A 12795-nucleotide genomic window follows, 5' to 3' on the forward strand; every position below is an offset into this window, starting at 1 on the left:
CCGAGAGGCCCATGAGCCTGTTGCTTCCGGCGACCGTCGCGCTGCTCGTCTCGGCGCAGATTCCGCTGTCCACCCAGATCCAGCTCCCCACCGGGGAGACGGTCGAGGTGGCGGCGGACTACGTCGTCTACGAGCCAGACCGCCAGCTGCTCACCGCCAAGGGCCACACCGAGCTGCGCACCGCCGAGACGCTGCTGCGCGCGGACGAGGTGACGTACGACCAGTCCGCCCAGACGGCGCGCGCCAGCGGCAGTGTGATGTTCGTGAGCGGACAGTTCGCCGCCGTGGCGGACGAGGTGACGGTCGACCTCCAGTCCAACGAGGCCAACGTCAAGGGCGGCCTCTTCATGCAGAAGCGCAACGTCACCGCCGAGGCCCTGCGCGCCGCGGAGACGCCCCAGCAGCTGCGCCAGATGGGCGAGACGCCCGTCCTCATCAGCGGCACCCGCATCAAGCGCACCGGCCCCAACGCCTTCCAGGTGGATGATCTCGCCTTCACCCCGTGCGAGTGCGGCCCCGGCGAGCCGAGCTGGCGCGTGGAGGCCAACAACGCGAACGTGGCGATGGGCGAGCGCGCCATCCTCACCTGGCCCGTCGTCTACGTGCACTCGGTGCCGGTGTTCGCGCTGCCCTGGCTGTACCTGCCGCTGGCCGAGCGCCGCTCCGGCCTGCTGGTGCCGCGCCCCACCACCTCCGGGCTCAACGGCTTCAGCATCGACCAGCCCGTCTTCTTCACGCTCGGGCGCAGCTACGACATCACCTTCACGCCCGGCTACTACACCGGCGCCTCCCGCGAGAATCACGATCTCGGCGGCGGCATCACCCGGCTCGAGCCTCGCTATACGGGCATCCGCGGCCCCCGCCTGCTCACCGAGTTCCGCTACGTGCCCAGCGAGCAGACCCGCGGGCGGGCCACGCTGGGCGTCGTCTATGATCTGCAGCCCGTCCGCAACCCGGTGGACGGCCTGTTCTTCCGTCCGGGAGGCCCCACCGAGGAGGCCGTCACCGAGGCGCGCGGGCTGCGCGGCGAGGCCTCCTGGCAGCACGTGCAGGATCTCGGCAACGGCTTCCGCAACCGGATCGACGCGGCGTTCGTCTCGGACGGCTACTACACGCGCGATCTCACCGCGGACATCGTCGCCCGGGAGAACCAGTACCTGCGCAGCACCGGCGTGCTCTACCACCGGGGCGAGGAGCACTACGCCGGCGTGGAGGTCTCCCTCCGCCAGGACATCCGCTGGGCCTTCCACTTCCTGCGCGAGGATCGCGTCCCCGCCGCGGTGGATCCCTCCCGGCCCGTCATCCCGGGCCCCATCACCTTCCAGGAGCTGCCCGCCCTCACGGTGGCGCTGCCCGAGCAGCGGCTCTTCGGCAGCCGCTGGGCCGCCGGGCTGCGCGCGGAGTTCACCCGCCTGTCTCCCTTCACCCGGAGCTTCGGGGACGAGGGAGAGGATGGCCTCTTCGAGCCCTCCCGCCTTCGCGTCATCCCCGGCCCCGATGGGACGCCCCAGGTCCTCGTGGAGGAGACCCAGTCCGATGGCGTCTTCAACGCCTCGGACCGCGAGGCCCGCGACCGGCTGGACTTCTTCCCCCGGATCGCCACGTCCTTCGGGGTGGGGCCCTACGCGCGGGTGACGCCCTCGCTGGCGCTCCGGCAGGACTTCTATGTGGGGGAGGTGTCCGGGCGCGTGGCCCAGCGCGGCTATCCCTTGCTGGGCGTCGTCGCGGACTCGGAGCTGGCGCGCACCTACGAGCGGGGCGACTCCGCCTGGCGCCACACACTCATGCCCTCCGTGGAGCTGCGATACGTACCCGGCGTGTGGGGAGGCGTCCCCTCGCCAGGTGCCTCGCCCGACCGACCGCCGCAAATCTACGACGAGATTGACGCGGCGCTTCCGGTGGGAGCCGACGGCCAGGGGCAAGGCTTCCTCCAGGCGGTCGTCGAGGTCGCCCAGTCCCTTCAAATCAAGAAGGGCGACCAGCGCCGCGAGGTGCTCCGCCTGCGCCTCGGCCAGGGGTTTGATCTGACCCGGCCGGGTCTGACTTTCGGAAACTCAACACAGACCGAGCAGGCTCGAAGGGTGCTGCGCGACTCCTACGCTCGCCTCCATGCCAGCGCGGGCGTGCTCAACGGCGGGGCCCTGGTCCGCTTCGACCCGAACACCACTCGCATCACCCAGCTCAGCGCGGATGCCTCTATAGACAACGGGAAGGGCGAGGCGCTCTACGCCCGTTACGATGATCTGCTGGCGGTGGGGCCTGACCGGCTGCGTCGAGGCATCGACGCCCTGGTTGGTCCGGCTGCGGAGAGCCAGGCCCGCGCCCAGCTCCTCGTGGCGGGCGCGCGTTTGTCGCTCGGAATCGGACTCGGTCTGCGGTACGAAGCCATCGTGCAGCCACTCGCGAAGACGGAGTCGCCGCTCGCCCAGCAGGTTCTGGGCGTGTCGTACGGTCCCGCGTGTGACTGCTGGCGCATCGAGGGAGTTGCCACGCTGCGCCGTGGGCAGAGCAGGCCGGACTTCGGGATGAACCTGAATGTGGCCGGAGTCGGTGCCTTCGGGTCTGGAGGTTGACGGACAGAGGAATCCCCGAACGCCGACAGTGGTTGTCATAACCTTACAACGACCCCCAGGAGGGCAGGATTTTCGTGTCGGAACTCGGAAAACGTATCGGCCAACGCATCCGCGAGCTTCGCACGCAGCGGCCTGAGCGTTGGACCCAGGAAGAGCTCGCGGAGCGGGCTCAGATCAGTGTGTCCTTTCTCTCCATGATCGAGCGAGGTGAGCGTGTTGCCCATGTGGAGACGCTCGCCGCGCTCGCCAGCGCCCTGGGCGTGAGCCTCGGGGAGCTGTTTGCCGGAACGGAGCAGTCCCTGGCTCAGACCGAGGATCTGCTCCGCCCGCTGTCGGATTTTGCCCGCGCTCGAGGGCTGACGGCTCGAGATGTCGATCGCCTGCTCGGCGTGGCGCGGGTGATGTTCAACGGATCCACCGCCTAGCCATGGCGCCGCGGTGCCTGGAGCAGGCCCGCGGCGCCGTGCCCTGTCCTTGACTCGACACAGGGCAGCCCTGGAAGATGGGGAACTGTTGGCTGGGCGCCATCTGTGGCGCGCGGTCGTTCCTCTTCCGACAGGAGTAACAGCAGATGCGTCTGGGTCTGGCCTCATGCGTGGTGCTCGCGAGCGCCTTCATGGCGTGCTCGCCGCCGCCCCCCGCCACGCTGGAGTTCGTCGATCAATCTCCGACCAATCCCAGGCTGGGGGAGATCACCACCCTGCGATTCCGGGCGATCGACAGTCGCGGCGCTCCTCAGGCGGGAACGCCGGTTCATTTCGAGCTGCAGTCTCCGGTGCCGGGGGTGACCCTGTCTCCGACGGACTCCTCCACCAACGTGGGCGACGGCATCGTGTCCACCCAGCTGGTGGCCAATGGCCGCGTGGCCTCGGTGGTGGTGATCGCCTCCTCCGGGGACAAGGTGGCCATCAGCCCGGCGGTCTCCTTCGCCGGCGCGGGCGCCAACGGCAAGCAGTTCACCTTCCAGTGCGGCCAGATCGCGGGCGACGCCTCGGGCGGCTTGCACGCCCTGGGCGCCTGGGATGACACGCGCTACCTCATCGCGGGCGTGAAGGCGCGCTGCGTGGCCCACGTGGGCGACCGCAACGGTGACGGCATCGCCGGCGCCCAGGTGTCCTTCCTCACCGAGGCGGGCACCGTGGGCCCGACGGCCACCTCCGTGTCGGACGTGGTGGGCAACGCGGAGATCCTCTACAAGACGTCCTACCCGCTGCCGGTGGAGACGGATCCGGGCACGTTCACCTGGAATCCTCCCAACGACGCCACCCACACGGGCGAGTACCTGGCCCCGCTGTGGATGCACCCCTTCTACTGGACGCAGAACCCCATCCGGGACTACGGCACCCTCATCAACCCGCAGGAGCCGCGCCCCGAGCCGTTCCGCGACGACCCGATCCGCCCCAACCAGCGCAACAACCCGCGCGACAACCTGGTGGCGATGATCGCCGTCACCACGGGCGAGGAGGGCTACAACGACAAGAACAACAACGGCGTGTTCGACGAGGCCGGCGGCGAGTTCGATCCGAGGTTCGATCTGACCGAGCCCTTCGTGGACAACAACGACGACGGCACCTGGCAGGACACCGAGCGCTACGTCGACACCAACGGCAACGGCCGGTGGGACGGCAAGAACGGCAAGTACGACAACTCCACCCTCATCTGGGTGCAGGAGCGCATCATCTGGACGGGCTGGCCGCACCCGCTGGACCGCGAGGAGTCCGCGCTCAACCGCGCGCCCGTCGTCCGGCAGCTCAAGCCGCCCTCCGGCACCACCATCACCCTGCAGCACTTCGGCGCGACGGATGCCGTCTTCCTGCTGGCCGACCCCTGGTTCAACCGCCTCGCCCAGAACGACGGCGGTGACGGCTGCGAGGGCGGCAATGTGGGCCCCGTCATCGTGGAGAACCTGCCCAAGGGTGTGGCCTTCACCTACCCGTCCTACTCGGTGGAGCAGTTCTCCATCCGCGATCAGCACGATCCGGCCACCAACCCGCAGCCGGCGCCGTACCCGGCCCCGGGCATCCCGTTCTCGGTGGCGGCGGCCTGCTCGTACACGGCGGCCCAGGAGGACGGGCACATCGTGCAGGTCCCCTCGCCGACGATTCCGGGCGTGGTGTTCTAGCCACCGCGCAAGGGCATTGACCGGCGGCCCCGCCGTCCGTAGGGTCCTCCGCGGCTGATTTCCGAGTCAATCGGCCGCGGAGGGCGTGTGAGCCAGCAGCAGAGCAGCAATGCGGCCGACGGAGGAGGGCGTGAAGGCGAGCGCCGCCGCACCATCCTCCGCGCCGCGATCAACGTCTTCGCGAGCAAGGGCTACCACGGCTGCCGCATCGCGGACGTCGCCAAAGAGGCGGGCGTGGCCTACGGGCTCGTCTACCACTACTTCAAGAACAAGGATGAGCTGCTGGAGACCGTCTTCGAGACGGGCTGGAGCGGCTTCGTCTCGCGCGTGAGCGCGGTGGCCCTGGGCGAGGGCACGCTGGCGCAGAAGGTGCGCGGCATCACCGAGGTGGCCTTCGAGGCGTACCGGGTGGATCCGCGGGCGGTGAAGGTGCTCATCCTCGAGATCGCCCGCAGCCCCGGCGGCCGGGTGAACCGGCAGACGGCCTTCCTGGATGCCATCCGCCTGTGCTCGGAGATGCTGTCGCGGGCCCAGGCCCAGGGCGAGCTGCGGCCGGAGGTGGACCCTCAGCTGGCCGCGGCGCTCTTCTTCGGCAACATCGAGATGGGGTTCACCGCGCTGGTGATGGGGCTGGTGGATCCCCGGGACACCGAGAAGCTGGAGCGGGCCAAGGAGCAGATCGCCGGCTCCTTCCTGCACGGCGTCCTCGCCGTGGACGGTGACGCAGACCCGGAGGTGCCATGGAAGAAGGAGCAGGGGAAGTCCGCTACGCGGTCCAAGGTAGCCAGGCGCTCATAACCATCGACCGGCCGCGGGCGCGCAACGCGCTGTCGCACGCCGTGGTGCAGGCGCTGATGGAGGCGCTGGGCCGCGCGGAGGCGGACGCGGCGGCGCGGGTGGTGGTGCTCACCGGCGCCGGGGAGAAGGTGTTCTGCGCCGGAGGCGACTTGGGGCAGATGGGGGAGGGCGGCTTCCTGGCCACCCATGACGGCCGGCGCGCCTACGCCGCGCTGCTCGCCCGGGTGCAGGGGTGCCGCAAGCCCACGGTGGCGCGGGTGAACGGGCACGCGCTCGCCGGAGGGCTGGGGTTGATGCTGGCGTGCGACCTGGCGGTGGCCGTCGAGACGGCGGAGTTCGGCACCCCGGAGATCGACGTGGGGCTGTTCCCCATGATGATGATGGCGCTGCTGCAGCGGCACGTGGGCCGCAAGCGGACGCTGGAGATGGTGATGACGGGCGAGCGGCTGCCGGCGCGCGAGGCGCTGGCGCTGGGCATGCTCAACCGGGTGGTGCCGGCGGCGGAGCTGGACGCGGCCGTGGGCGCGCTGGCCACGAAGCTTGCGGGGAAGAGCCAGGCGGTGCTGGCGCTCGGCAAGCGGGCCTTCTTCACCGCCGAGGATCTGCCGCTGCCCGCGGCCCTGGAGTTCCTGGCGTCCCAGCTCTCGCTCAACGTGATGGCGGAGGACGCCGCCGAGGGCATCACCGCCTTCCTGGAGAAGCGCCCCCCGAAGTGGAACGACCGGTAGGCGCTCTTCCGGGCTACGGGCTGCCGCTGGTGGTGACGGGAGCGGCCGGCTCGCCCTTGCCGGCGAGCGGCTCGGTGGGTGCGGCCTGGACCGGGCCGGGCGCGGCGGTGGCCACGCGGGGCTCCGGCGTGCCGAAGAAGTCCAGCTTGAGCAGCGACAGGCCGTCCACCCAGAGCCCATCCACCTTCACGCCCCAGTGGAGGTGGGGGCCGGTGACGCGGCCCGTCTTGCCCACCAGGCCCAGCTTGTCGCCCTGCTTCACCTGGGTGCCCGACTTCACGTCCATGCGCGACATGTGGAAGTACGTGGTGTACAGGCCCGCGCCGTGGTGGAGGATCACCGTGCCGCCCGAGCTGTAGCAGTCGCGCGTGAGCACCACCTCGCCGTCGTTGGCGGCGTAGATCGGATCGCCCGTGTTGCCGTCGATGTCCGTGCCGAAGTGCTGGCTCTGGAGCTTGCCGTTGAAGGAGCGCCGGTCGCCGTAGGGCGCGGTGATGCGATCCTGGCGCGGCCAGGCGAAGTTGCCCTGGAAGCGCGGCGGGCTGAACTCCTGGGAGAAGGCGGTGGCGAAGGCGGCGCGATCCTCGGCCATGCGGGCCTTCACGGAAGGGGGCGGCTTGACGTACTTGCCCGCCACCTGGAGCTGGCGCTCCGGGTAGCCCGGCTCCACCACGTCCAGCGTGCCCGCGAGCTCAACGCGGGAGCCGTCCCGCTGGCGGGGGGCCGTCACCTTCACCGCCACGGTGCCCACGGCCTGCTCCACCGCGAGCCCGGAGAGGGCCTGCCACGCGCCGCCCGCGGCCTCGAAGAAGCGCAGGGGCCGGCCCGCCACGGTGCCCGAGGGGAGGTTGTCCACGCCGCGCACGGTGATCAGCACCGGATCTCCCGGCTTCGCCGTCCCGGGCTGCACGGAGAGGCTCGGCTGGGCGTCCGCCCCGAAGGCCACCAGGCCCAGGGAGAGCAGCGCGAAGGGGAGCAGGCAGCAGGAGCGGGGAAGAAAGGGCGCAAGCGGCATGTGGCCGCCTTTGTACACCGGGATTCGTGACGCGCCGACTTCCCGAATGCCTCGCTCGCTCGGGCGCCTGCTCCTCGTGGCGACCAGGCGTCAGTGCGAGCGGCGGAGCGCCGCCTGGTGAACACCCAGGCCGTACTTCGGGCCGCGCTGGTCGAGGAGCGAACGTCCGAGCGTCTTGGCCTCTCGCGCGGTGTTCCGAGGGACAGGTGGGCTCCCTAGCTTCTCGGACGGACTCGCTTCCACAACTTGGGGGATGTTGGATGCCTCGTTCCTATAGCTTTGATCATTTCCAGGTGCCTGCCGCCGAGCCTCGCAGCCGGAGCCTGCGCCGCCAGGACAAGCAGCACCTGGCGGACTCGCGTCACGCGCTGCCGGAGCAGGATGGGGGCATCCACTACGGCAAGAGCCACGCGCAGACGGAGGAGATCCTCAAGGCGCGCGCCCTGGCGCCGCCGCCGCCGCCGCGCAAGGAGCCGGAGGTCGCCGCTCCGCGCGCCGAGCCGGAGAAGGTGGCCACCACGCCACGGATCAACCGGAACACCACGCCCATTGGCGCGCTGCCGGCCACCGACGAGCTGCCGCCTCGCGGGCGCTTCCAGGACCTGATGGACGAGGCCACGCGCCAGCTCGAGGCGCTCCAGAGCGGCATCGGCGATGTGAGCAAGGCGGCGGTGAGGCTGGCCTCGCTCCCGCTCGAGGTGGTGCGACTGGCGGCGCGCCGTCTGCGCCTCGTGCACGGCTGAGGAACGCGCGTCCGTGGAGCTGACGCTCGTCTCGTACAACATCCACAGCGGGATCGGCACCGACGGGCGCTTCGATCTCCACCGCGTGGGCGAGGTGCTGCGGGAGATCGACGCGGACATCATCGCCCTGCAGGAGGTGGGGGACTTCCGGGGCAAGACGTCCCGGGAGGACCAGCCCGAGCACCTGGCGGATCTGCTCGGGCTGCACATGGCCTTCGGCCCGAACGTGGTGCGCCAGGGCCGCCGCTACGGCAACGCCGTCCTCACCCGGCTGCCCATCCTCAAGTCGAAGAACTACGACTTGAGCGTGGAGAGCCGCGAGCCGCGCGGGGCGCTGCGCTGCGATCTGGATCTGGGCGGGGGGCGGCAGCTGCACATCTTCTGCCTCCACCTGGGGCTGTCGCTGGGGGAGCGCCGGCGGCAGGAGGGGCTGCTGCTGTCGTCGGACATCCTCCGGGACACGGTGCGCAAGGATCCGGTGGTGGTGTGCGGCGACTTCAACTACTGGGGGAACAAGCCGGTGCCCGCGCTGGTGCGCCGGGCCATCCATGATGCGGCGCTGGAGCTGCGCATGCCTGCACGCACCTACCCCTCCCGACTTCCGCTGCTGCGGCTGGACCGCATCTTCGTGGACACGCAAGTCCGCCCGCTGACCATCCGGCCTCACCGTTCCCCTTTGGCCACGGTCGCTTCGGACCACCTGCCGCTGGTGATGCGCTTCGAGGCGCCCATCGCCACCGAGCCCATGGCGGTCTCGGCACCCGTGCAGCTCATCGGGTAGCGTTGTCCCGCCGGTGGCGTTCAATGGCCGACGCTTACGACCGCCGGACACAAGAAGCACGCGACGGGTTGTCGTGGCGAGGATGGATGCCTAGGTTGGCTCCGCCTGTGGGACACCAGCAGCGCCGGCCGGAGAGCAGATGAACTTGGGGACGGAACAGACGGATCGCGGAATCTCCGCGCTCGTCGGACGGATGGCGGACAGCTTCAGCCGCCTGGTGTCCCAGCACATCACCCTGGCGCGCATGGAGCTGGCCGAGGATGCCAAGGCCATGGGCCTGGACGCGGCGCGCATCATCGCGTTCGTGCCCTTCCTGCTGGTGGGCTACGTCTTCCTGTGCGGAGCGCTCTCGGTGGTGCTCGGCGCGTGGATGGGCTACGCCGGGGCGCTGGCGGTGGTGGGCGGGCTCAACCTGGTGGGGGGCGGCATCGGCATCTGGCATGCCGTGGCGCGCCTGCAGAACCGCCAGGTGATGGATGACACCAGCGACGAGATTTCTCGAAGCGTGGCGGCGCTCACCACGGTGAGCGCGCCCGCGGCAGTGCCTTCGCAGCCCCGGAACGTGCTCAAGGAGCCCTCGAATGCCCAGTAATGGACAGCCCAAGATCGCGCCTCGCAACCCCGCCGCCCTGCGCGCCGAGATCGAGCGCACCCGAGCGGAGCTGGCCACGTCGGTCAGCGCGCTGCGCGAGGAGGTGGCCACCGTCACCGACTGGCGCGCCTGGGTGGACAAGCGCCCGCTGCTGTGCGTGGGGGCGGCCTTCATGATCGGCTTCCTGCTCGGCCAGCGGCGCTAGCCCGAGCCCGGCTTTACCCAACACCCGTATTTCCAACCGATAGGAGATGGCCTCGATGGAAGTGAATCCTCAGCAGATCCAGGACCGCGCGCGGGAGATCCAGGAGCGTATCGTGCCGCAGATCGACGAGGCGCGGCGCAACCTGATGGACATCAACAACCGGGCGGTGAGCTTCATCCGAGCCAACCCGGGCACGTGCCTGCTGGGCGCGGTGGCGGTGGGCTTCCTCATCGGCAAGATCGCCTCGCGCCGCTGAGCCTTCCAGTTTCCTGCCTCTTCGAGAGAACGACATGACGACCTTTCAGAACCCCCCAAGCAATGGCACGGGCGTGAGCAGCGACAACCAGGGATTTGGCCAGCGCGTGGACCAGATCGGTTCGGAGGCCCAGCACCTGTGGAGCAACGCGCGCGGCGCGGTGTCGGATCTGGGCCAGACGCTGGACATCAAGGGCCGGGTGGAGCGCAACCCGTACGGCATGGTGGCCGCGGCGCTGGGCGTGGGCTACGTGCTGGGCGGTGGGCTCTTCACGCCGCTGACGGGGCGCATCCTGAAGCTGGGCGTGCGCCTGGCGATGCTGCCCTTCGTCAAGGACGAGCTGCTCGGCATGGCCGAGGCGGCGCTGCAGGGCTACCAGGCGGGCCAGTCCAGCGTGGGCGGGGGCTCCAACGTGGGGGGACAGGTCGGTGCTTCCGGCATTGGCACGTCGCCTCGGACGGGTGGCTCTGGCAACATCAGCTGACCCGTCGTACGCGCGCCTCACCTTCACCTCAACCCGGGGAGTTGCCTCATGTTCGGAGTCAGTGATCTCAAGGAGCTGAAGAAGCTGGACAAGGATGATCTGCTCAACCTGATCGGGCTGGAGACTCGGAAGGAGACGACGGACTATCTCCTGCCGGCGCTGGGCGCGTTCACGGTGGGCGTGCTGCTGGGCGTGGGAGTCGGCCTGATGCTGGCGCCCAAGCCGGGCAACGAGCTGCGCAATGATCTGCGCAACCGGTTCGAGGGCGGCAAGGACACGCTCACGGGCGCGGGCACCCAGCGCACCGAGACCGTCACGCGCGGCGTGTAGCAGGACGTTCGAGGCCTTGAGCCTCGGTTCGGGCCTCCCTGGGCGCGCCACCCGCGCTCGGTGGAGGCCCGTCGTCTTTGCGGGGTGAGGTGGACGAGGGCTTGGGGGTAGACTCCGCGCCATGGCCAAGGGCAGGACCCCGAAGCAGCGTCGGGCGGCGTCAGGCGGCAAGCGCAAGTCCGACCCGTCAGCGTCGAAGAAAGCCACTGCCGTCGTCACCACGGGACGGCGGAGGCCCGTCCCGCCACAGCCGAGCCCCAAGCCCCCACCGCCCGCGCGGGGGCTGGCGCGCCTCCGCCGGGACACTCCGAAGGATCTGCCCGCCGTCGTCCCCCCGGCGCAGGAAGGGGAGGGCGCCCACTCTGTCCTCGCCCGGCTGCGCAGCCTGGAGCACCTGGAGACCGCTTATGAGGCCTGGCTGGCCCTGAAGCTCGAGCACGGCACCGCCCGGCTCCGCTTCCAGGAGGAGCGCGAGCGCCTGGATCAGCAGGGCGCCTTCCTCGTGGGGGCCGTCCGGGCCGCTGGCGTCGAGCCCAAGCCCGGCAGTCAGCCCGGCATCATGCCCGCGGGCGCGGACACCTTCCTGCGTGGCGCCGAGGCCCGGCTCTCCCAGGCCCGCGAGGAGCTCGCGCGCAAGGAGGCGGAGTCGGAGTCCTTCTACCAGCAGGCCTTCGCGGAGATCCGTACCACCCTCTCCGATCGTGTCCGGCGTTACCTCGACGGCTCGCGCCCGCGTCTCCACCTGCTCCTGCGCAAGGTGGGCGCCACGCGCTCCATCCTCCATGTGGCCCGCGTCGGCGGCGACGAGGCCGTGCTGCTCTGCTTCCTCTTCAGCGGCCGGATTCCCTCCCGTTACGGCTTCCTCTTCGACGACTCCACCGAGGATGTCGCGCTGCCACCCGCGCCGCTCTACCCGGACGAAGGCGTCACGCCGCGGGACACCCGTCCGGAGCCCGCCGCCCTGGAGGCGCGGCTGGGCGCTCCCGGAGAGGTGATTCCCCTCAAGGGATTCCTCCCCGTGTTCGTGCCGCGTCCGGCGGGCGGTGAGGACTTCTTCCGCATGCTCCAGCGCGGACCCGTGATGGAGGTGGAAGTGGCCGACGGGGCCCAGTTCCGCAACATCCTCTCGCGCGAGGAGGCGGAGCGCTTCGCCGGCCACCTCTTGCGCCTCAAGCTCGAAGGGAAGCTCGAGCTCGAGGTCGAGGCGGGCTGAGGCTCGCTCAGTCCTGGACGCCCCCTGGGCGCGGACCAGTAGCGAACTGGTATGACAAGCAGACCAGTTCGCACAGCTTCGGACCGCCTCAGTAGGTGCGCACCACTCCCACGTCCGCCGTGCCCGCCAGCAGCGCGCTGCCGATGAACAGGTTGTCCGTCTCGGGGTCGCCGAGCCGCACCGCCTGGAAGATCACCATGTACGTCTGGTTCGCCTGTGGGAAGGCCGAGCCGGGGATGGTGACGCGCTTGGCCCGCCACTCGGTGGGCACGGCGACGAGCTTCAGGAAGTCGAGCGGCGCCTTCGGGGCGTTGGTGTAGGTGGGCTCGCCCCGCTGCCCGTTGTCGCTCACCGGCACCACCGTGACGAAGCCCAGCGTCCGGTCCTGGTCCTGCGGCGGATCCGCCCGGTCGAACGAGAGCTCCGTGTTGGCCTGCTTGCGGACGATTCCTCCGGGCGGGTGCAGCGCCGGGATGTTCTCGCGGGTGGGCGCGTTCTTCACCTGGCCCACGTACTGCTGACCCTGGTGGTCCGCGATGAACTGGTAGGTGGCGCCATCCTGGTACTCCAGCGAGTCGTCGCCGTTGTTGGTGCGGCTGTACGAGCCGGACCCATCGCTGGGGAGCGGCACCTTCTGGGTGCCGTTGATCTGCAGGGTGACGGTGGCGCCCGTCAGGCCCTGGGGCGCGGAGTTCTCCCCCTTGCGGGTGCCCAGGAAGACGATGGCCGCCGTCTGGCCCGGAATGGTGACGTTGTACAGCCCTCCGTCCGGGTTGACGCCCCCGTCGAAGCCCGCGGCGACTTCGGGCGAGAAGGGGACGTCCGGGGTGGAGAGCATGGTGCCCACCATCACCGTCTCGGCGGAGATCTGGTTGGCGGTCTTCTCGAGATCGCAAGCCAGGGGAGCGAGGAAGCAGGCGGAAACAGCGGAGAACAGCAAGAGGCGTTTCATCGG

The 12795-nt window shown here is 70.1% G+C and carries 15 protein-coding genes; 13 read left to right on the plus strand and 2 right to left on the minus strand.

Annotated elements, in window-relative coordinates:
* Window positions 1-11: 11 nt before the first annotated feature.
* The 5 genes from KY572_RS34305 (at window position 12) to KY572_RS34325 (ending at window position 6221) form a co-directional block, all read left to right on the plus strand.
* Entirely contained in the window at window positions 12-2573 is a 2562-nt protein-coding gene (locus KY572_RS34305; protein ID WP_224247895.1) for an LPS-assembly protein LptD, read from the plus strand.
* A 74-nt stretch (window positions 2574-2647) separates the two neighbouring features.
* On the plus strand, window positions 2648-2998 hold the full coding sequence (locus KY572_RS34310) for a helix-turn-helix domain-containing protein (RefSeq protein WP_044193679.1): 351 nt from the start codon (window positions 2648-2650) through the stop codon (window positions 2996-2998).
* 146 nt (window positions 2999-3144) lie between these two features.
* Window positions 3145-4695, plus strand: a complete 1551-nt coding sequence (locus KY572_RS34315) for a hypothetical protein (RefSeq protein WP_224247896.1) — start codon at window positions 3145-3147, stop codon at window positions 4693-4695.
* Window positions 4696-4782: 87 nt separating this feature from the next.
* Complete coding sequence (locus tag KY572_RS34320) at window positions 4783-5493, plus strand: TetR/AcrR family transcriptional regulator (RefSeq protein ID WP_224247897.1); 711 nt, start codon at window positions 4783-4785, stop codon at window positions 5491-5493.
* Window positions 5436-6221, plus strand: coding sequence for an enoyl-CoA hydratase/isomerase family protein (locus KY572_RS34325; RefSeq protein WP_224247898.1), 786 nt, complete (start codon window positions 5436-5438; stop codon window positions 6219-6221). Before KY572_RS34320 ends, KY572_RS34325 begins: the two co-directional genes overlap by 58 nt.
* Before the next feature lie 13 nt (window positions 6222-6234).
* On the opposite strand, the gene KY572_RS34330 is transcribed toward KY572_RS34325, so the two are convergent.
* On the minus strand, window positions 6235-7236 hold the full coding sequence (locus KY572_RS34330) for a M23 family metallopeptidase (RefSeq protein ID WP_224247899.1): 1002 nt from the start codon (window positions 7234-7236) through the stop codon (window positions 6235-6237).
* A gap of 260 nt (window positions 7237-7496) precedes the next feature.
* Here KY572_RS34330 and KY572_RS34335 point away from each other — a divergent pair, with 260 nt between their 5' ends.
* The 8 genes from KY572_RS34335 to KY572_RS34370 all read left to right on the plus strand — a co-directional run bounded on the left by KY572_RS34335 (window position 7497) and on the right by KY572_RS34370 (window position 11840).
* Window positions 7497-7979, plus strand: a complete 483-nt coding sequence (locus KY572_RS34335) for a hypothetical protein (RefSeq protein ID WP_224247900.1) — start codon at window positions 7497-7499, stop codon at window positions 7977-7979.
* Window positions 7980-7992: 13 nt separating this feature from the next.
* Window positions 7993-8760 carry an endonuclease/exonuclease/phosphatase family protein gene (locus KY572_RS34340; RefSeq protein WP_224247901.1) on the plus strand — a complete coding sequence of 256 codons (768 nt, stop codon included), beginning with the start codon at window positions 7993-7995 and terminating at the stop codon, window positions 8758-8760.
* 139 nt (window positions 8761-8899) lie between these two features.
* On the plus strand, window positions 8900-9352 hold the full coding sequence (locus tag KY572_RS34345) for a phage holin family protein (protein ID WP_224247902.1): 453 nt from the start codon (window positions 8900-8902) through the stop codon (window positions 9350-9352).
* On the plus strand, window positions 9342-9557 hold the full coding sequence (locus KY572_RS34350; protein WP_224247903.1) for a DUF3618 domain-containing protein: 216 nt from the start codon (window positions 9342-9344) through the stop codon (window positions 9555-9557). The genes KY572_RS34345 and KY572_RS34350 overlap by 11 nt, the downstream gene beginning before the upstream one ends.
* Window positions 9558-9612: 55 nt before the next feature.
* On the plus strand, window positions 9613-9813 hold the full coding sequence (locus KY572_RS34355) for a hypothetical protein (RefSeq protein ID WP_224247904.1): 201 nt from the start codon (window positions 9613-9615) through the stop codon (window positions 9811-9813).
* Between the two features lie 34 nt (window positions 9814-9847).
* Complete coding sequence (locus KY572_RS34360; RefSeq protein ID WP_224247905.1) at window positions 9848-10297, plus strand: hypothetical protein; 450 nt, start codon at window positions 9848-9850, stop codon at window positions 10295-10297.
* A gap of 48 nt (window positions 10298-10345) precedes the next feature.
* The gene (locus tag KY572_RS34365) at window positions 10346-10627 is read left to right on the plus strand and encodes a YtxH domain-containing protein (RefSeq protein WP_224247906.1); all 282 of its coding nucleotides are present in this window, start codon (window positions 10346-10348) and stop codon (window positions 10625-10627) included.
* Between the two features lie 121 nt (window positions 10628-10748).
* Complete coding sequence (locus KY572_RS34370) at window positions 10749-11840, plus strand: hypothetical protein (protein WP_317987938.1); 1092 nt, start codon at window positions 10749-10751, stop codon at window positions 11838-11840.
* 88 nt (window positions 11841-11928) lie between these two features.
* On the opposite strand, the gene KY572_RS34375 is transcribed toward KY572_RS34370, so the two are convergent.
* Window positions 11929-12792 carry a hypothetical protein gene (locus KY572_RS34375; protein WP_224247907.1) on the minus strand — a complete coding sequence of 288 codons (864 nt, stop codon included), beginning with the start codon at window positions 12790-12792 and terminating at the stop codon, window positions 11929-11931.
* Between the last annotated feature and the right edge of the window lie 3 nt (window positions 12793-12795).

The organism is Hyalangium gracile (genome assembly GCF_020103725.1).
Classification (GTDB): Bacteria; Myxococcota; Myxococcia; order Myxococcales; family Myxococcaceae; genus Hyalangium; species Hyalangium gracile.

Excerpts from the sequence above, each read along its gene's own strand:
- KY572_RS34315 (WP_224247896.1), top strand. The coding sequence starts at position 3,145 with ATGCGTCTGGGTCTGGCCTCATGCGTGGTGCTCGCGAGCGCCTTCATG.
- KY572_RS34345 (WP_224247902.1), top strand. The coding sequence starts at position 8,900 with ATGAACTTGGGGACGGAACAGACGGATCGCGGAATCTCCGCGCTCGTC.
- KY572_RS34365 (WP_224247906.1), top strand. The coding sequence starts at position 10,346 with ATGTTCGGAGTCAGTGATCTCAAGGAGCTGAAGAAGCTGGACAAGGAT.
- KY572_RS34355 (WP_224247904.1), top strand. The coding sequence starts at position 9,613 with ATGGAAGTGAATCCTCAGCAGATCCAGGACCGCGCGCGGGAGATCCAG.
- KY572_RS34360 (WP_224247905.1), top strand. The coding sequence starts at position 9,848 with ATGACGACCTTTCAGAACCCCCCAAGCAATGGCACGGGCGTGAGCAGC.
- KY572_RS34330 (WP_224247899.1), bottom strand. The coding sequence starts at position 7,236 with ATGCCGCTTGCGCCCTTTCTTCCCCGCTCCTGCTGCCTGCTCCCCTTC.
- KY572_RS34350 (WP_224247903.1), top strand. The coding sequence starts at position 9,342 with ATGCCCAGTAATGGACAGCCCAAGATCGCGCCTCGCAACCCCGCCGCC.
- KY572_RS34375 (WP_224247907.1), bottom strand. The coding sequence starts at position 12,792 with ATGAAACGCCTCTTGCTGTTCTCCGCTGTTTCCGCCTGCTTCCTCGCT.
- KY572_RS34370 (WP_317987938.1), top strand. The coding sequence starts at position 10,749 with ATGGCCAAGGGCAGGACCCCGAAGCAGCGTCGGGCGGCGTCAGGCGGC.
- KY572_RS34305 (WP_224247895.1), top strand. The coding sequence starts at position 12 with ATGAGCCTGTTGCTTCCGGCGACCGTCGCGCTGCTCGTCTCGGCGCAG.
- KY572_RS34335 (WP_224247900.1), top strand. The coding sequence starts at position 7,497 with ATGCCTCGTTCCTATAGCTTTGATCATTTCCAGGTGCCTGCCGCCGAG.
- KY572_RS34325 (WP_224247898.1), top strand. The coding sequence starts at position 5,436 with ATGGAAGAAGGAGCAGGGGAAGTCCGCTACGCGGTCCAAGGTAGCCAG.